This is a genomic window from Pseudomonas sp. Lb2C2 (assembly GCF_052112205.1).
In the GTDB taxonomy this organism is placed as follows: Bacteria; Pseudomonadota; Gammaproteobacteria; order Pseudomonadales; family Pseudomonadaceae; genus Aquipseudomonas; species Aquipseudomonas kilonensis.
Genome location: NZ_JAUTYW010000002.1, coordinates 328,603 through 346,600, shown reverse-complemented (window position 1 = coordinate 346,600; position 17,998 = coordinate 328,603). Strand labels below are relative to the sequence as shown.

The 17,998-nt window shown below is 61.3% G+C and carries 20 protein-coding genes; 1 reads left to right on the top strand and 19 read right to left on the bottom strand.

Going from position 1 to position 17,998, the window contains the following annotated elements; genetic code table 11:
- Positions 1-66: 66 nt before the first annotated feature.
- The 19 genes from der to trmJ form a co-directional block, all read right to left on the bottom strand.
- On the bottom strand, positions 67-1,539 hold the full coding sequence (gene der / locus Q7F16_RS05810; protein WP_003185121.1) for a ribosome biogenesis GTPase Der: 1,473 nt from the start codon (positions 1,537-1,539) through the stop codon (positions 67-69).
- Between the two features lie 133 nt (positions 1,540-1,672).
- Positions 1,673-2,824 carry an outer membrane protein assembly factor BamB gene (gene bamB / locus Q7F16_RS05805; RefSeq protein ID WP_079302542.1) on the bottom strand — a complete coding sequence of 384 codons (1,152 nt, stop codon included), beginning with the start codon at positions 2,822-2,824 and terminating at the stop codon, positions 1,673-1,675.
- The gene (locus tag Q7F16_RS05800) at positions 2,817-3,458 is read right to left on the bottom strand and encodes a YfgM family protein (protein ID WP_014336699.1); all 642 of its coding nucleotides are present in this window, start codon (positions 3,456-3,458) and stop codon (positions 2,817-2,819) included. Before Q7F16_RS05800 ends, bamB begins: the two co-directional genes overlap by 8 nt.
- 40 nt (positions 3,459-3,498) lie before the next feature.
- Complete coding sequence (gene hisS / locus Q7F16_RS05795) at positions 3,499-4,788, bottom strand: histidine--tRNA ligase (RefSeq protein WP_014336698.1); 1,290 nt, start codon at positions 4,786-4,788, stop codon at positions 3,499-3,501.
- A gap of 22 nt (positions 4,789-4,810) precedes the next feature.
- On the bottom strand, positions 4,811-5,920 hold the full coding sequence (ispG, locus tag Q7F16_RS05790; protein ID WP_018607678.1) for a flavodoxin-dependent (E)-4-hydroxy-3-methylbut-2-enyl-diphosphate synthase: 1,110 nt from the start codon (positions 5,918-5,920) through the stop codon (positions 4,811-4,813).
- 3 nt (positions 5,921-5,923) lie between these two features.
- Positions 5,924-6,955: a RodZ domain-containing protein gene (locus Q7F16_RS05785; RefSeq protein WP_409555935.1), complete on the bottom strand. Its 1,032-nt coding sequence runs from the start codon at positions 6,953-6,955 to the stop codon at positions 5,924-5,926.
- Positions 6,955-7,713 carry a type IV pilus biogenesis/stability protein PilW gene (gene pilW, locus Q7F16_RS05780; RefSeq protein ID WP_046063913.1) on the bottom strand — a complete coding sequence of 253 codons (759 nt, stop codon included), beginning with the start codon at positions 7,711-7,713 and terminating at the stop codon, positions 6,955-6,957. The genes Q7F16_RS05785 and pilW overlap by 1 nt, the downstream gene beginning before the upstream one ends.
- Positions 7,714-7,725: 12 nt before the next feature.
- Positions 7,726-8,874, bottom strand: coding sequence for a 23S rRNA (adenine(2503)-C(2))-methyltransferase RlmN (rlmN, locus tag Q7F16_RS05775; protein WP_003198007.1), 1,149 nt, complete (start codon positions 8,872-8,874; stop codon positions 7,726-7,728).
- Positions 8,875-8,902: 28 nt separating this feature from the next.
- On the bottom strand, positions 8,903-9,328 hold the full coding sequence (gene ndk, locus Q7F16_RS05770) for a nucleoside-diphosphate kinase (RefSeq protein ID WP_003185145.1): 426 nt from the start codon (positions 9,326-9,328) through the stop codon (positions 8,903-8,905).
- A gap of 88 nt (positions 9,329-9,416) precedes the next feature.
- Positions 9,417-9,617 carry a Fe-S cluster assembly protein IscX gene (iscX, locus tag Q7F16_RS05765; RefSeq protein WP_003198004.1) on the bottom strand — a complete coding sequence of 67 codons (201 nt, stop codon included), beginning with the start codon at positions 9,615-9,617 and terminating at the stop codon, positions 9,417-9,419.
- Between the two features lie 13 nt (positions 9,618-9,630).
- A complete protein-coding gene (gene fdx, locus Q7F16_RS05760) occupies positions 9,631-9,972 on the bottom strand; it encodes an ISC system 2Fe-2S type ferredoxin (RefSeq protein ID WP_046063912.1) in 342 nt (113 codons plus the stop codon).
- A 3-nt stretch (positions 9,973-9,975) separates the two neighbouring features.
- Positions 9,976-11,838, bottom strand: coding sequence for a Fe-S protein assembly chaperone HscA (hscA, locus tag Q7F16_RS05755; RefSeq protein ID WP_046063911.1), 1,863 nt, complete (start codon positions 11,836-11,838; stop codon positions 9,976-9,978).
- Positions 11,839-11,888: 50 nt separating this feature from the next.
- Positions 11,889-12,410: a co-chaperone HscB gene (gene hscB / locus Q7F16_RS05750; protein WP_409555936.1), complete on the bottom strand. Its 522-nt coding sequence runs from the start codon at positions 12,408-12,410 to the stop codon at positions 11,889-11,891.
- 8 nt (positions 12,411-12,418) lie between these two features.
- Positions 12,419-12,742, bottom strand: a complete 324-nt coding sequence (gene iscA / locus Q7F16_RS05745; protein ID WP_003185155.1) for an iron-sulfur cluster assembly protein IscA — start codon at positions 12,740-12,742, stop codon at positions 12,419-12,421.
- A gap of 24 nt (positions 12,743-12,766) precedes the next feature.
- Positions 12,767-13,153, bottom strand: coding sequence for a Fe-S cluster assembly scaffold IscU (gene iscU, locus Q7F16_RS05740; RefSeq protein WP_003185157.1), 387 nt, complete (start codon positions 13,151-13,153; stop codon positions 12,767-12,769).
- Positions 13,154-13,196: 43 nt separating this feature from the next.
- A complete protein-coding gene (locus Q7F16_RS05735) occupies positions 13,197-14,411 on the bottom strand; it encodes an IscS subfamily cysteine desulfurase (protein WP_014336693.1) in 1,215 nt (404 codons plus the stop codon).
- A 50-nt stretch (positions 14,412-14,461) separates the two neighbouring features.
- Complete coding sequence (gene iscR / locus Q7F16_RS05730; protein WP_003185160.1) at positions 14,462-14,953, bottom strand: Fe-S cluster assembly transcriptional regulator IscR; 492 nt, start codon at positions 14,951-14,953, stop codon at positions 14,462-14,464.
- A gap of 270 nt (positions 14,954-15,223) precedes the next feature.
- Positions 15,224-16,000, bottom strand: a complete 777-nt coding sequence (cysE, locus tag Q7F16_RS05725; RefSeq protein WP_046063909.1) for a serine O-acetyltransferase — start codon at positions 15,998-16,000, stop codon at positions 15,224-15,226.
- 1 nt (position 16,001) lies between these two features.
- A complete protein-coding gene (gene trmJ, locus Q7F16_RS05720) occupies positions 16,002-16,772 on the bottom strand; it encodes a tRNA (cytosine(32)/uridine(32)-2'-O)-methyltransferase TrmJ (protein ID WP_003185164.1) in 771 nt (256 codons plus the stop codon).
- Positions 16,773-16,916: 144 nt separating this feature from the next.
- Here trmJ and suhB point away from each other — a divergent pair, with 144 nt between their 5' ends.
- Positions 16,917-17,735: a type III secretion system regulator SuhB gene (gene suhB / locus Q7F16_RS05715; protein WP_003185165.1), complete on the top strand. Its 819-nt coding sequence runs from the start codon at positions 16,917-16,919 to the stop codon at positions 17,733-17,735.
- Positions 17,736-17,998: the final 263 nt, after the last annotated feature.

The window sequence follows — 17,998 nt, the reverse complement described above, 5'->3', positions numbered from 1 at the left end:
AGCCTTGCTCCCACAGGTCCATAGGTCCATAGGTCCACAGATCCCAGATCCCAGATCCAGACTGGATCAGCGCTTGTCGCGGCGCTTCTTGTCGGCCTTCTTGTGGTGCGACATCAAGCGGCGCTTCTTGTTGACCTGGCGGTCGGTGAGCGTGTTCTTGTTGCCTTCGTACGGGTTCTCGCCGCCCTTGAACTCGATGCGGATCGGCGTGCCGACCAGCTTCAGGACGCGACGGTAGGTGTTCTCCAGGTAACGAACGTACGACTTGGGCACCTTCTCGATCTGGTTACCGTGAATCACGATAATCGGCGGGTTGGCACCGCCCAAGTGGGCGTAGCGCAGCTTGATACGACGGTTGTTGACCATCGGTGGCGCGTGCTCGCCTACCGCATCTTCGAGGATCTGGGTGAGGCGGTTGGTCGGCCAGCGAGTCACCGCCGACTTGAACGAGTTCTGCACCGAAGCGTAGAGGTTGCCCACGCCCGTGCCGTGCAGGGCCGAGATGAAGTGGATATCGGCGAAGTCGACGAAGAACAGCCGGCGCTGCAATTCAACCTTGACGAAATCCCGTTCGCTCGGCGTCATGCCGTCCCACTTGTTGATCGCGATGACCAGCGCACGACCGGCTTCCAGGGCGAAGCCCAGCAGGTTGAGGTCGTGATCGACCACGCCTTCGCGGGCGTCCATCACGAAGATCACCACGTTGGCGTCTTTGATCGCCTGCAGGGTCTTGACCACGGAGAACTTTTCAACTTCTTCGTGGATCTTGCCGCGCTTGCGCACACCGGCGGTGTCGATCAGCGTGTACTTCTCTTCGTTACGCTCGAAGGGAATGTAGATACTGTCGCGGGTGGTACCGGGCTGGTCATAGACGATGACCCGGTCTTCACCGAGCATGCGGTTGACCAACGTCGACTTGCCCACGTTCGGGCGGCCGATGATGGCGATCTTGATCCCGTCTTTTTCGCTCGGGCCCGGAATGCGCTTGGCTTCCTCGCCTTCGGCAACGATCTCTTCCTCGCCGTCTTCCGGTTCTTCTGCGTCGTCCTTGGGGAAACTCTCCAGGGCGATTTCCAGCATCTGGGTGATGCCACGACCGTGGGCGCCGGCGATCGGAATCGCCTGGCCCATGCCCAACGGGGCGAACTCGGCGCGGGCCATGTCCGGGTCGATGTTGTCGACCTTGTTGGCGACCACGTAGGAACGCTTGTTACGCTTGCGCAAATGCTCGGCGATCATCTGGTCGGCGGCGGTAAAACCGGCCTTGGCGTCTACCAGGAACAGCACCACATCGGCTTCTTCGATGGCGAGCAGCGACTGCTCGGCCATTTTTTCGTCCATGCCGTGTTCATCACCGGAGATGCCGCCGGTGTCGACCAGAATATAGGTACGCCCTTGCCACTTGGCCTCACCGTATTGGCGATCACGGGTCAGACCGGACAAGTCGCCGACAATGGCGTCGCGAGTCCTGGTCAGGCGGTTGAACAAGGTGGACTTGCCGACGTTCGGTCGGCCCACCAGGGCGATTACGGGAACCATGCGGCTCTCCACTTCGTTATTTCAGAAAATACAAAAGCCGCTGCGAGGCAGCGGCTGGTGCTCGGGGCAGTCTGTGCAAGCCCTGCAAACCTTGTGAACAAGGCCGCTTGGGGGATTAGCCCCAAGCATAGTCTTACTTGATGGTCAGGGCTTCCAGTTTGCCGCTGTTGCCATACACATAGATCATGTCGCCCACCACCAGCGGACGGGCACGCAGGCCGTCGCTGTCGATGCGCTCACGGCCGACGAAACGACCGTCCACCTGGCTGAGCAGGTGCAGGTAACCTTCCAGGTCACCCACTGCAACGTAACTGGAGAACACTTCCGGGGCCGACAGTTGACGACGGGCCAGGGAGTCGTTGCTCCACAAGGCGGTGGTGGAACGCTCGTCAACGCCTTCGACGGTGCCCGAGGACAGGCTCACGTAGACGCTGCCAAAGCCTTGGGCGACACCGGCGTAGCTGGACGCATCGCGCTGCCACAGCGGACGACCGCTTTCCAGGTCCAGTGCTGCAACGCGGCCCTGGTAGCTGGCGACGTACAGGGTACCGCCGGACAGCAGCAAGCCGCCGTCGATGTCGACCACACGCTCCAGCTCCGAACGACCTTGCGGGATCGCTACGCGCTGTTCCCACACCGGCACGCCGTTGGAAACATCCAGGGCCACCACTTTACCGGTCGACAAACCAGCCACCGCCAGGCGGTTGGTGACGATCGGCGCACTGGTGCCGCGCAGGGTCAGTACCGCCGGAGTGCTGTCGTACAACCAGCGCTGGTTGCCGGTAGCGGCATCCAGGCCGATCAGACGGTCGTCCTGGGTCTGGACTACCACCACATCACCGTTGGTGGCCGGCGGTGCGAGCACTTCACTGGTCACGCGGGCGCGCCATTTCTCTTCACCGCTGCTCGCGTCCAGGGCGACGATCTCGCCCTTGAGCGTGCCGATCATGACCAGGCCGTAACCCACGCCAACGGCGCCGGAAACAGGCAGTTCAAGATCCGCTTCCCATTTGACGTCGCCGTTGGTGCGGTCCATCGCCATCACCACGCCCGTGACGTCACCCGCATAGATGGTGTCGCCATCGATGGCCGGCACCAGCATGTTGTAGGTTTCACCCTGGCCATCGCCGATGGAGCGGCTCCACTGCTTCTGCAGCACGACTTCTTCTTTGAAGTCGGTCAGTTCGGCCGGCGGCAGTTCTTTCTTGCTGTTGCTGCTGCAACCCGCGGCCAGAATGGCCAGAGCCAGCAATGCTGCATGTTTCCAACGGATCACGTCACGCATCCCCTTTGGCCAGGTCGTCCAGCTTGATTTGCAGGCCACCGACTGCGGCTTCATCCGACAGCGCAGCCTTGGCTTTTTGGTAGGCCGCATAGGCCTCATCGGCACGGCCCAGCTGTACCAGCAGGTCGCCCTTGAGTTCTTCGCGGGTCGCCAGGAATGCCTTGTCGGCATCACCGTCGAGCAGCTTCAAGGCGTCTTCGGCCTTGTTCTGTGCCGCCAGCACCTGCGCCAGGCGCTGACGCGCCACTTCGCCCAGGGTCGGGTTGGCCGGTTTGTCGACGATACCTTTGAGCTCGGTGGCCGCGTCGTCCAGCTTGCCACTGTCCACCGCCACCTTGGCCACGAACAGGCGACCGTATTGGGCGTAGGCAGTGCCGCCGAATTCCTTGTCCAGCTTGCCGGCCAGGTCCGCCACGCGGGCAGCGTCAGGCTTGCCGTCCGGGGTCAGGGTGGTTTCCAGCAATTGCTGGTAGAGCACCGAGGCGCCTTGCGACTGGTTGCTCTGGTATTTCTGGTAGGCCTGCCAGCCGAACACGATGACCAGCGCCAACAGGCCGCCAGTGACCAGCGGCTTGCCGTTGCGCGTCCACCAGTCCTTCAAATCCGCCAGCTGTTCATCTTCGGTACTCGACACCCCAATACTCCTTAATCGCTAAATCGGCTGTTTGACAGCTTCAACCCTGCACGACGCAGGTGGCCAGGTGTGCAGCAAGCGCATCCCAGGCAATGCTTTGTTGTTCGCCCTGGCCACGCAGGGGTTTGAAACCTACCACTTGTTGGGCCAGTTCGTCGTCACCGAGGATCAGTGCGTACAGCGCACCGCTCTTGTCGGCCTTCTTGAATTGGCTCTTGAAGCTGCCGGCGCCGGCGTTGATCTGCAGGCGCAGGTTGGGCAACTGGTCGCGGATCCGCTCGCTCAACGACAGGGCTGCCAGCTCGGCGGCCTCGCCAAAGGCGCACAGGTAGACGTCGACCTGACGGGACAGTTCTTCGGGCACCTTGTCCAAGGCTTCAAGCATCAGCACCAGGCGCTCGATGCCCATGGCAAAGCCCACGCCTGGAGTCGGCTTGCCGCCCATCTGCTCCACCAGCCCGTCGTAGCGGCCGCCGGCACAGACAGTGCCCTGGGCGCCGAGTTTGTCGGTGACCCATTCGAAGACGGTCTTGCTGTAGTAGTCCAGGCCACGGACCAACTTGGGGTTGATCACGTAGGGGATGCCCACGGCGTCGAGGCGCGCTTTCAGCCCTTCGAAGTGTGCACGGGATTCGTCGTCGAGGTAGTCGGCCATTTTCGGCGCGTCGACCAGGACCGCTTGGGTCTCGGCATTCTTGGTGTCGAGCACGCGCAGTGGATTGGTCTTCAGACGGCGCTGGCTGTCTTCGTCGAGCTTGTCCAGGTGGGCGGAAAGAAACTCCACCAACGCTTCACGGTAGCGGCCACGGGACTCGCTGGTGCCCAGGCTGTTGAGCTCAAGCTTGACCGCGTCACGCAGCCCCAGCTCGCCCCACAGGCGCCAGGTCATGACGATCAGCTCGGCGTCGATGTCCGGTCCCTCGAGGTTGAATACCTCCAGGCCAATCTGGTGGAACTGGCGATAACGGCCTTTCTGCGGACGCTCGTGACGGAACATCGGGCCGACGTACCAGAGTTTCTGCACCTGGCCGCCGCCGGTGATGCCGTGCTCGAGCACCGCACGCACGCAGGCCGCCGTGCCTTCGGGGCGCAGGGTCAGGGAGTCGCCGTTGCGGTCGTCGAAGGTGTACATCTCTTTTTCGACGATGTCGGTCACTTCACCGATGGAGCGCTTGAACAGCTCGGTGAACTCGACGATCGGCATGCGGATCTGCCGATAGCCGTAGTTATCCAGCAGACGCGCCACAGTGCCCTCGAAATAACGCCACAGGGGCGTCTGCTCGGGCAGGATGTCGTTCATGCCACGAATGGCTTGCAGGGACTTGCTCACGTGTATTCCTTAATCTTTCGACTTAACCGCGCGCGATGACCGCTGCGTCGGCTTCGACCTTTTCGGCCGCTTTCTGGCGAATCAGCCGTTCCAGCTCATCCACCAGATTGTCATTCGTCAGTTTCTGCGACGGCTTGCCGTCGATGTAAATCAGGTTCGGTGTACCGCCAGTCAGGCCGATGTGGGCCTCTTTGGCTTCGCCCGGCCCGTTGACCACGCAACCAATCACCGCGACATCCAGCGGCACCAGCAGGTCCTCGAGGCGCCCTTCCAGCTCGTTCATGGTCTTGACCACATCGAAGTTCTGCCGCGAGCAGCTCGGGCAGGCGATGAAGTTGATGCCACGGGAACGCAGGTGCAGGGACTTGAGAATGTCGTAGCCGACTTTCACTTCCTCGACCGGGTCAGCCGCCAACGAGATGCGGATGGTATCGCCAATCCCTTCGGCGAGCAGCATACCGAGGCCGACGGCGGATTTCACCGTGCCCGAACGCAACCCACCGGCTTCGGTGATGCCCAGGTGCAGCGGCTGGACGATTTCCTTGGCCAGCAAGCGGTAGGCTGCGACGGCCATGAACACGTCGGAGGCTTTCACGCTGACCTTGAAGTCCTGGAAATTCAGGCGTTCGAGGTGCTCGACGTGGCGCAGGGCCGACTCCACCAGCGCCGCCGGGGTCGGCTCGCCGTATTTCTTTTGCAGGTCTTTTTCCAGGGAACCGGCGTTCACGCCGATGCGGATCGGGATGCCCCGGTCGCGAGCGGCATCCACCACCGCGCGGACACGGTCTTCGCGACCGATGTTGCCCGGGTTGATGCGCAGGCAATCGACGCCCAACTCGGCCACGCGCAGGGCGATGCGGTAGTCGAAGTGGATGTCGGCCACCAAGGGGACCTTGACCAGTTGCTTGATCTTGCCGAACGCCTCGGCGGCGTCCATGTCCGGCACCGATACGCGCACGATGTCGACACCGGCGGCTTCCAGGCGGTTGATCTGCGCGACCGTGGCGGCCACGTCATTGGTGTCGCTGTTGGTCATGCTCTGCACAGCGATAGGCGCATCGCCGCCCACGGGCACGTTGCCGACCCAGATCTTTCGGGATTCGCGACGCTTGATTGGAGATTCGCCGTGCATGACTTATTGACCCAACTTCAGGCGAGCAGTCTCGCCACTGGTGAACGGAGCGATGTCGACCGGCTGGCCGTTGTAGCTGACCTGCGCGCCGCGGGCATAGCCCAGGCGTACGGCAAAGGGTGGCTTGCCGTTGATGGAGGTGCTGTCGCCCTTGCGCTTGAGGCCACTGAACAGCACCTTGCCGTTGCCGTCGGTGATCTGCGTCCAGCAGTCGGCGACAAACTGAATCTGTACCTGGCCTTCACCCGCGACCGGAGCCGGGGTCGGAGCCGCTGGAGCTGTCGGAGCGGCTGGAACGGCGTGGGTCGCAGGCGCAGCCACGGTCGGCGCTGGTGTGCTCGGCGCGGCAGGTACCGTGGCAATCGGTGCGCTGCCGGTGATCGGTGCAGCCGGCGCTGTCGGTGCAGCGGGTGCCGGGGCTGGAACAGCCGGCTCGGTACCCGCCTGGGCATCGGCAGCGTCCGGGCTTTGTGGCAACGCGAGGGCGGTTTCGCCTTCGGCCTGGCCTTCGACGACAGCCTGGTCTTCCGGCTCGTCCAGCGGATGGATCTGGGTGGTGCCGTCGGCGCCCTCGACCTCAACGTGCTCAGTGTTCATGGCGACCGGCTCCTTGCTGCGCAAGGACGCCTGGTCCTGCCACCAGACAAAACCGCCACCAATCACCGCGATCAGCAGCAACAGGCTGACGATTCGCAAAATGGTGTGGGAAACGCGAACCGGCTCCTCGATGCGACCCAGGCTGTGCACGCTGCTGCCCTGGGCATCGGAACCGGTGTATTGATCGAATTGCTGGACCAGTACGGTCTGGTCCTTGCCGAGCAACTTGGCATAGGCGCGGATGTAGCCCCGGGCGAAGGTGTGCCCAGGCAGCTTGTCGAACGCGCCCGCTTCCAGATTGCCCAGGGAAGCCACGGTGAGATTGAGCTTGAGGGCTACTTCGGCCAGCGACCAACCATTGCTTTCGCGGGCTTGACGCAGGGTCTCACCAGGATTTACGCGAGTCGCTGCTACAACTTCGGGATGCGCCGCTTTCATCATTGCTCCGACAGGTATTGCTGATATTCCGGCGTACCGGGATAGAGTCTTTTGAGTTGCAGGCCGTAACTTGCAGCCTTGTCGCGATCTTCAAACACATGTGCCAGCCGAACGCCGAGCAATAGACTACGTGCATTTTGCTCACTCAGCAGGCTAAAACGCTCGTAATAGTCACGCGCGGGCACATAATGCCTGTCTTCGTAAGACAACTCAGCCATTTCCAGCAGCGCCCGCGGTTGCTGGCGGTTGAGCCGCAGCGCCTTTTCCAACTGCTGGCGGGCCAGGTCACGCTGGCCCAGCTGCGCGGCCGTCATGCCGAGGTTTTCGAAAACCCGCGAACGCTCAGGGTAAAGGGTGTCGGCGGCAGCCTGCTCGAAGCGCTCGTAGGCTTCGTTGTAGCGCTTCTGCTCGAAAAGAAAGCTGCCGTAGTTGTTCAGGATCCGTGCGTCTTGCGGACGGGCAGACAGCGCCTTGCGAAAATGCTGGTCGGCCAGCTCCGGCTCCATCTCGGCCTGGAACACCAGGGCCAGGGCCGCGTTGGCATCCGGGTCGGAATCGTCCAGCTCCAGGGCTTTCTTGAGCGGCACCTTGGCCCGTTCGGTCATGCCCTGCTGCAGGTAGCCAATGCCCAGTTGCACGTAGGCCACACGTGCCTCGTCGCGCCCTTTGCTGGTCCTCATCGGGTTGTAGTCACCCGACAGGACACAACCGGAACAAAGGCCGGCCAACAGCAAAACGAGCGCGAAGCGCAGGGACATAGAGTTCCTCTCTTAGTGACTGTTCGCAGCGTTTTGCACCGCATCGTCCGCGGCGTTCAACTCACGCACGGCAATGTAGCGTTCGCTGCGACGGGTGCGATCCAGCACCTGTCCTACCAATTGGCCACAGGCGGCGTCGATGTCTTCGCCGCGGGTGGTGCGCACGGTGACGTTGAAGCCAGCGTGGTGAAGCTGATCCTGGAAGCGACGAATCGCGTTGTTGCTCGGACGCTCGTAACCGGAATGCGGGAACGGGTTGAACGGGATCAGGTTGATCTTGCACGGGATGTTCTTGAGCAGCTCGATCATCTCGACCGCGTGTTCGACCTTGTCGTTCACATCCTTGAGCAGCGTGTACTCGATGGTCAGCACGCGCTTTTCGCCCAGGGACGACATGTAGCGCTGGCACGACTCGAGCAGCATCTTAAGCGGATACTTCTTGTTGATCGGCACCAATTGGTTACGCAATGCGTCATTAGGTGCGTGCAGCGACAGCGCCAGGGAGACGTCGATGTGCTTGGCCAGCTCATCGATCATCGGCACCACGCCGGAGGTGGACAGGGTCACACGGCGCTTGGAGATGCCGTAGCCCAGGTCGTCCATCATCAGGTGCATGGCGGAAACGACGTTGTCGAAGTTCAGCAGCGGCTCACCCATGCCCATCATCACCACGTTGGTGATGGCACGGTCGACGGTCGCCGGGACGCTGCCAAAGGATTTGTTGGCAATCCACACCTGGCCGATCACTTCGGCGGCGGTGAGGTTGCTATTGAAGCCTTGCTTGCCGGTGGAGCAGAAACTGCAATCCAGGGCACAGCCTGCCTGGGACGAAACGCACAAGGTGCCGCGTTTGCCCTGGGGAATGTAGACGGTCTCGACGCAGCTGCCGGACGCCACGCGCACCACCCACTTACGGGTGCCGTCGCTGGAAATGTCCTGGCTGACCACTTCGGGGCCGCGAATCTCGGCAACAGCCTTGAGCTTTTCGCGCAGGGCCTTGCCGACATTCGTCATGGCGTCGAAGTCGTCGACGCCAAAGTGGTGAATCCATTTCATCACCTGACCGGCACGGAAACGCTTCTCCCCGATCGAGTCGAAGAATTTCTCCATTTCCGGCTGGGTCAGCCCCAGCAGATTGGTTTTAACAGTCGATGTAGTCATGGATTCACCTTCACTCTTAAGCCAATGCTTAGCGAGCGGTTACTTCAGTAGCAGCGAAAAAGTAAGCGATTTCGCGAGCAGCAGCGGCTTCGGAGTCCGAACCGTGAACGGCGTTGGCGTCGATGGACTCGGCGAAGTCAGCACGGATGGTGCCGGCAGCGGCTTCTTTAGGGTTGGTAGCGCCCATCAGCTCACGGTTGCGAGCGATAGCGTTTTCGCCTTCCAGCACCTGAACGACAACCGGACCGGAAGTCATGAAAGCAACCAGCTCACCGAAGAAACCGCGCTCGCTGTGCTCAGCGTAGAAGCCTTCGGCTTCGGCTTTGGACAGTTGCTTCATTTTCGAAGCTACAACGCGCAGGCCAGCGTCTTCGAAGCGGGTAACGATCTTGCCGATCACGTTTTTAGCAACGGCGTCAGGCTTGATGATGGAGAAAGTACGTTGAACAGCCATGGTGTAACTCCAGAAACGGTAATTTGCGAAAAATTAAACCCGCGAATTATACGCGGGTTCAGGGGTATTGCCTAACCTGCCAGGTCGATCAGTCGATTTCTTCGATCCAGAGCGCCTGGACCGCTTCCAAGACCTTCTCGCCACAACGGCCAGAGGTGCTGTCGAAACCGGGAAGCTCCATGATCCAGTGCTGCAGATCGACGAAATTGACCTTCAGCGGATCCACGTCCGGCTTGGCTTCGGCCAGTTCTTCTGCGATGCGTTGTACATCATTCCAACCATAGCTCATGACAGTGTCACCATCAGTGCGGCGCTTCGGCCGCATGGTTAAGCGAATATTTCGGGATTTCGACGGTCAGGTCTTCGGTGCCGACAATGGCTTGGCAGCCCAGACGCGATTGAGCTTCAAGGCCCCAGGCCTTATCGAGGAAATCTTCCTCCAACTCATCCGCTTCTTCCAGCGAATCGAAGCCCTCGCGAATAATGCAATGGCACGTAGTGCACGCACAGACGCCACCACAGGCACTTTCCATCTCGATATGGTGCTCATGGGCCAGCTCGAGAATGGAAATTCCGGGCTCACACTCCACGACCATACCTTCGGGACAGAACTTCTCGTGGGGCAGAAAAATCACCTGCGGCATCAGTTATTCCTCGATTTCATTCAGGTTGCGCCCCGCCAGGGCGGCTTTCACCGTCGAGTCCAGGCGGCGGGCAGCAAAGGCGTCGGTGACGTGCGACAGACGCTTGGTCTGCTGCTCGATGGCATAACCATCGGTGCCTTTGATCAATTCGGACAATTCCTGCATCTGCAGCTCGATGACCATGCGCTCTTCGGCATCCAGCAAGCGCTCGCCGTCAGCCTCAAGGGCACCTTGCACGGCTTCGATCAGGCGCTGGGCGTCGACCTGTTGCTCGCGCAGCACACGCGCCACCTTGTCGTCGCTGGCATGCTGGAAGGAATCCTTGAGCATCTTGGCGATTTCGCCGTCGGTCAGGCCATAGGACGGCTTGACCTGGATGCTCGCCTCAACGCCCGAACCCAGTTCACGGGCAGAGACGTTGAGCAAGCCGTCGGCATCGACCTGGAAGGTCACGCGGATCTTCGCCGCACCGGCAACCATGGCCGGGATGCCGCGCAATTCGAAGCGGGCCAGGGAGCGGCAGTCGCTGATCAGCTCACGCTCGCCTTGCAGCACGTGGACCATCATGGCCGACTGGCCGTCTTTATAGGTGGTGAAGTCCTGGGCGCGAGCAACCGGGATGGTGGTGTTGCGCGGAATCACCTTCTCCATCAGGCCGCCCATGGTTTCCAGCCCCAGGGACAACGGAATCACGTCGAGCAGCAGCAGTTCGCCACCATCGCGCTTGTTGCCGGCCAGGGTATCAGCCTGGATCGCGGCACCGATGGCAACCACCTGGTCCGGGTCGATTTCAGTCAGCGGCTGGCGGCCAAAGGCCTCGGCAACAGCTTCGCGAACCCGAGGCACGCGGGTCGAACCACCGACCATGACCACGGCCTTGACGTCTTCCAGCTCTACGCCGGAATCGCGCACGGCACGGCGGCAGGCCTTGAGGCTGCGAGCGACCATGGGCTCGATCAGGGCATCGAAGGCTTCGCGGGTCAGCGCGGCTTTCCAGTCGCCATAAGCGACTTCAACCGTGGCAGCGTCGGTCAAGGCTTCCTTGGCGGCGCAGGCGGCTTGCAGCAAATGGCGTTGCGCACCGGGGTCGAGGTCGGCGGACAAACCCGCCTGCTCGATGATCCAGCCAGCGATGGCGTGATCGAAGTCATCGCCGCCCAGGGCGCTGTCGCCGCCGGTGGCCAGGACCTCGAAGACACCGCCGGTCAGGCGCAGGATCGAAATATCGAAAGTACCGCCGCCCAGGTCGTAGATCGCGACCAGGCCTTCGGCATGCTGGTCGAGGCCATACGCCACCGCAGCGGCCGTCGGCTCGTTGAGCAGGCGCAACACGTTCAGACCGGCGAGCTTGGCCGCGTCCTTGGTGGCTTGGCGCTGGGCGTCGTCGAAATAGGCCGGCACGGTGATGACCGCACCCACCAATTCACCGCCCAATGCCGCTTCGGCGCGCTGGCGCAGGACCTTGAGGATGTCGGCGGAAACCTCTACCGGGCTTTTCGGGCCCTGTACGGTTTCGATGAACGGCATGTGGGATTCGCCACCGACGAAGCGGTACGGCAGTTGGTCGCCCAGTTGCTTGACGTCGGACAGACCACGACCCATCAAGCGCTTGACCGAGACGATGGTGTTCAACGGATCGGTGGCGGCGGCCAGCTTGGCCGACTCACCCACTTCAACGCGGTCGGCGTGATAGCGCACGGCGGACGGCAGGATCACCCGCCCCTGCTCGTCGGCCAGCGGTTCGGAAAGACCGCTGCGCAAGGCAGCGACCAGGGAATTGGTGGTACCCAAGTCGATCCCGACAGCCAGGCGACGCTGGTGCGGTTGTGGACTTTGGCCGGGTTCGGCGATCTGCAGTAGGGCCATCGTAATCAGGACTTATCTGTAATCAGGCGTGCGACCGGAGCGGCACTGGGTTAATCGTCGAGGCGCTCTTCGAGCTGGCGCACTTCGTAGGTGAGCTTGTCGAGGAACTGCATGCGCCGCATCAGGCGTTCGGCCTGTTCGCGTTGCGCGGCATCGTTCCAGCAGGCTGCGAAGCTTTCGTTCAGTGCTTGCTGGGCGTCTTTCAAGCGACGCTTGAATACCGCGACACCGGCCAGGTCGGCGCTGTCCTGCAGGTCCTCGAGCTCTTCGCGCCATTGCATCTGCTGCAAAAGAAACTCGGGATCGTGGACCGTGACCTCCAGCGGCAACTCATGGCCGCTGATGGCGAGCAGGTAACGCGCGCGCTTGGCCGGGTGCTTGAGCGTCTGGTAGGCCTCGTTGAGGTTCGCCGACTGCTCGAGCGCCCGCCGCTGCTCCGCCTCGGAAGCATCGGCAAAGCGGTCGGGATGGACGCCACGGGCCAATTCAAGGTAACGCGCGGACAACTGATCGAGATCCAGCTGGAACGCAGGCTGCATCTGGAACAACGCAAAATGACAAGGAGTACCCACAAGCTGCCTCAGATGTTGAAGCTTTCGCCGCAGCCACATTCACCGCGCACGTTGGGGTTGTTGAACTTGAAGCCTTCGTTCAACCCTTCCTTGACGAAATCCAGTTCGGTGCCGTCCAGGTACGTCAGGCTTTTCGGGTCGATGATCACTTTCTGACCATGACTCTCGAACACCTGATCGTCTTCGCCCACTTCGTCGACGAATTCCAGTACATAGGCGAGGCCGGAACAGCCCGTGGTGCGAACACCCAGGCGGATACCCTCGCCCTTGCCGCGCCCCGCAAGGGAGCGCTGGATATGGTTAGCTGCCGCTTCTGTCATCTGGATAGCCATGAAAACTCCTTACCAATGCGCGGATCAGATCAAGCCTTTCTTCTGCTTGTAATCGCGAACGGCGGCCTTGATGGCGTCTTCGGCGAGTACCGAGCAGTGGATCTTCACTGGCGGCAGGGCCAGTTCTTCGGCCAGCTGGGTGTTCTTGATGGTTTCGGCTTCATCAAGGGTCTTGCCCTTCATCCACTCGGTGGCCAGGGAGCTGGACGCGATGGCGGAACCGCAGCCATAGGTCTTGAACTTGGCATCTTCGATGATGCCTTGCTCGTTGACCTTGATCTGCAGGCGCATGACGTCGCCGCACGCCGGGGCGCCGACCATGCCGGTGCCGACATCAGGATCCTGCGCGTCCATCTTGCCGACGTTGCGCGGGTTCTCGTAGTGGTCGATGACCTTTTCGCTATATGCCATTTGCTTCAATCCTCATCAGTGAGTCGCTCTGGTGGCGACTTCTTCAGTGCGCCGCCCACTCGATTTTCGAAATGTCGACGCCGTCTTTGTACATGTCCCACAGCGGCGACAGAGCGCGCAGCTTGGTAACGGCCTCGCAGACTTTCTGCGCGGCGTAATCGATTTCTTCTTCGGTGGTGAAACGGCCGAAGGTGAAGCGGATCGAACTGTGGGCCAGTTCGTCGTTGCGGCCCAGGGCGCGCAGTACGTACGAAGGCTCAAGCGATGCCGAGGTGCAGGCCGAACCGGACGACACGGCCAGATCCTTGAGCGCCATAATCAGCGACTCGCCTTCAACATAGTTGAAGCTCAGGTTCAGGTTGTGCGGTACGCGGGCGATCATGCTGCCGTTGACGTAGAGTTCTTCCAGGTGCTCGACCTGCTTGAAGAAACGGTCGCTCAGGGCCTTGATGCGCACGTTCTCGGCAGCCATGTCTTCCTTGGCTACACGGAAGGCTTCACCCATGCCGACGATCTGGTGGGTCGCCAGGGTGCCGGAACGCATGCCACGCTCGTGACCGCCGCCGTGCATGGTCGCTTCGAGGCGAACACGCGGCTTGCGGCTGACGTACAGGGCGCCGATGCCTTTAGGACCGTAGGTCTTGTGGGCCGAGAACGACATCAGGTCGACTTTCAGCTTGGACAGGTCGATGTCGACCTTGCCGGTGGACTGGGCGCCGTCGACGTGGAACAGGACGCCCTTGGAGCGGGTCAGCTCGCCGATGGCCGCGATGTCGTTGACGGTGCCGATTTCGTTGTTCACGTGCATGATCGAAACCAGGATGGTGTCGTCGCGCAGGGCGGCTTCGACCATGGCCGGGGTGATGATGCCGTCTTCACCGGGCTCGATGTAGGTGACTTCGAAGCCTTCACGCTCCAGTTGGCGCATGGTGTCCAGGACAGCCTTGTGCTCGATCTTGGAGGTGATCAGGTGCTTGCCCTTGGTGTGATAGAAGTGCGCGACACCCTTGATTGCCAGGTTGTCGGACTCGGTGGCACCGGAGGTCCAGACGATTTCACGCGGGTCGGCGTTGACCAGGTCGGCGACCTGGCGGCGGGCGTTTTCCACCGACTCTTCGGCCTTCCAGCCGAACACGTGGGAACGGGACGCCGGGTTACCGAAGTTTCCGTCGACCAGCAGGCATTCACTCATTTTTTGCGCAACACGCGGATCAACCGGGGTGGTCGCAGAGTAATCAAGGTAAATCGGCAATTTCATGGACTTTCTCCTAAATCAGGCTGGCTGGCGTTCCGCGTGCTCTGCGGCAGTCATTCGACGGCGGACGCTTCAATCTTGTCCAGGTGCGGCGCCTTGCTATTGCAACGGCGCTGGTCCTGACGCTGGGCTACTTCTTGCACCTCACGACGAGTTACAAGGTCAGCCAAGCTGATACCGCTTAGAAATTCGTGGATCTGCAGGCTGAGGTCGCACCACAAGTGGTGGGTCAGGCAAGTATCGCCGCCATGGCAGTCGCCAAGGCCCTGGCATTTGGTCGCATCGACCGATTCATTCACCGCATCGATCACCTGGGCAACCTGGATGCCCTGCATGTCGCGCGACAGCTGGTAGCCGCCGCCGGGGCCGCGAACGCTGGATACCAGGTTGCTACGGCGCAGCTTGGCGAACAGCTGCTCAAGATAAGACAGGGAAATGCCCTGGCGCTCGGAGATATCGGCCAGGGACACCGGCCCGTGCTGCGCATGCAATGCCAGATCCAGCATTGCGGTCACGGCGTATCGGCCTTTTGTAGTCAGTCGCATGGACAATTACCACGGAGTTCGGAATGGGGGCGAGTATGCAATTCCCGAGTATTTAAGTCAAGTATAAGACCTAGTGCTTTACTCAGGTTTACCCGCGAAAGAGCGCGCGCATGATAGCAAAGGCTGGTTGGCGGCGACCAGCTATACCGCGTGATCGTTTATCGCGAGCAAGCTTTGCTCCCACAGGATCCCTCCGCCCCAACGGAGGGGCCCTGTAAAAATCAGGACTCCTGTGGGAGCAAGGCTTGCCCGCGATGCAGGCACCTCGGTTTAACTGGCCTGGGTCTCATCCTTGTCCTTCACACACGCAAAATCTTCCTCGCGCAGCTCAGGCAGGTCCTTGGCACAGTAATTACTGCCCAGGTCCTTCAGGGCGCCGCACATCCCCTCCAGGCGCCCATCGACGGCCTGCAGGTGATCGAGCAACTGGTTGATGGCGCGGGCGACCGGGTCGGGCATGTCTTCGCCGACACCGTAGGCATCGAAGCCGATCTTCTCGGCCATGGCCTTGCGACGGGCGTCCTGCTCGTCATCGGACTTGACGATGATCCGCCCAGGGATGCCCACCACGGTCGCGCCAGGCGGCACGGCCTTGGTTACGACCGCGTTGGAGCCGACTTTCGCCCCCGCCCCTACCGTGAACGGCCCGAGCACCTTGGCGCCGGCACCCACCACCACGCCGTCTTCCAGGGTGGGGTGGCGCTTGCCTTTGTTCCAGCTGGTGCCGCCGAGGGTCACGCCCTGGTACAGGGTCACGTCATCGCCGATCTCGGCGGTTTCGCCGATGACGATGCCCATGCCGTGGTCGATGAAGAAGCGGCGACCGACCTTGGCGCCCGGGTGGATCTCGATCCCGGTCAACCAGCGCCCGAAGTTCGAGACAACCCGCGCCAGCCACTTCCAGCCCATGTTCCACAAGGCGCCGGACAGGCGATGGATCCAGATGGCGTGCATCCCCGGGTAGCAGGTCAGCACTTCAAAGGCATTGCGCGCCGCCGGGTCACGATGGAAAACACTTTGGATATCTTCACGCAAACGTTCGAACATTTTATTTCTTCCGCTTAATCAGCTCGCCACGGGCCGCCTTCTGGGTTTCCGTGAGGATGCCGCGCAATATATTCATCTCCGCCCGGCTGACCGAGCTTCGTCCGTACAACCGACGCAGGCGCGCCATCAAGTGTCGCGGCTTTTCCGGGTCGAGGAACTCGATGTCCACCAGGGTCTGTTCCAGGTGTTCAAAGAATCGTTCCAACTCGTCCATGGTCGCCAGTGTCTCACTGCGCGGCGACGTGACCTCGGTTTTTTCGACTTTGCTGGGCTTGCCTTCGGCTGCCAGCCAAGCCATACGCACTTCATAGCTCAACACCTGCACCGCCGCCCCCAGGTTCAAGGAACTGAACTCGGGGTCGGAAGGGATATGCACGTGAAAGTGACATCGCTGCAGCTCGTCGTTGGTCAGGCCGGAGTCTTCACGGCCAAACACCAGGGCGATCTCGAAGCCTTGCGCGGCTTCCTCGACCACTTTGGTCCCGCATTCGCGGGGGTCGAGCAGCGGCCAGGGGATACGGCGGTCGCGGGCGCTGGTGCCGAGCACCAGGTTGCACCCCACCAGGGCGTCTTCCAGGGTGGCGACGACCTGGGCATTGGCCAGGATGTCACCGGCGCCGGAGGCCCGGGCGTCGGCTTCGTGATGGGGAAACAAGCGCGGCTCGACCAGCACCAGGCGCGACAGGCCCATGTTCTTCATGGCCCGCGCAGCTCCGCCGATGTTACCCGGATGGCTGGTATTGACCAGGACGACACGAATGTTCTGCAACAAGGGAGGCGCTCTCGAACACGATAAAGGGAGCAAATCTTACATAAGCACCTACCGTTAAGCTATGAAAGCGAACACCAACCTTCTCCTGAGAAAACTTTCTGATAGAATGCGCGGCTTTCTTTAACAACCTTAGGTGACACATCCATGCAGCCCATGCTGAATATCGCGCTGCGCGCCGCCCGCAGCGCCAGTGAACTGATCTTCCGCTCCATCGAGCGCCTGGATACCATCAAGGTCGATGAAAAAGACGCCAAGGACTACGTGTCCGAGGTTGATCGCGCCGCCGAGCAAAAAATCGTCGACGCCCTGCGCAAGGCTTACCCCAACCACTCGATCCTCGGTGAAGAGACTGGCATGCACGCCGGTACTGGCATCGAAGGTGAAGAGTACCTGTGGATCATCGATCCGCTGGACGGCACTACCAACTTCCTGCGCGGCATTCCTCACTTCGCTGTCAGCATCGCCTGCAAATACCGTGGTCGCCTGGAACACGCCGTCGTGCTGGACCCGGTTCGCCAGGAAGAATTCACCGCCAGCCGTGGCCGTGGCGCCCAACTGAACGGTCGTCGCCTGCGCGTCAGCGGCCGCACCAGCCTGGACGGCGCCCTGCTGGGCACCGGCTTCCCGTTCCGTGACGACCAGATGGACAACCTGGACAATTACCTGGGCATGTTCCGCGCCCTGGTCGGCCAGACCGCCGGCATCCGCCGCGCCGGTGCTGCGAGCCTGGACCTGGCTTATGTGGCCGCTGGCCGTTTCGATGCGTTCTGGGAATCGGGCCTGTCCGAATGGGACATGGCTGCAGGCGCCCTGCTGATCCAGGAAGCCGGTGGTTTGGTGAGCGACTTCACCGGTGGCCACGACTTCCTTGAAAAAGGCCACATCGTTGCCGGCAACACCAAATGCTTCAAGGCTGTGCTCACCGCCATCCAGCCGCACCTGCCGGCTTCGCTGAAGCGCTAAGCAGCTCGGCTACAGAAAAAGCACCCTTCGGGGTGCTTTTTTTATGCCCGGATTTCGACATACCTCCAATTATCTGCAAGTTTTCAAGAGCAAAGCCTGTGGGAGCAAAGCTTGCTCGCGATAGCAGTGGGTCAGCTTGCATCAATGTTGGATGTGCCGCTGTCATCGCGAGCAAGCTTTGCTCCCACACAGGAGGTTTGGGTGGCCGGGATGGGGCATGAAATGCGGGAATGAAAAAGCACCCCGAAGGGTGCTTCTTTCAT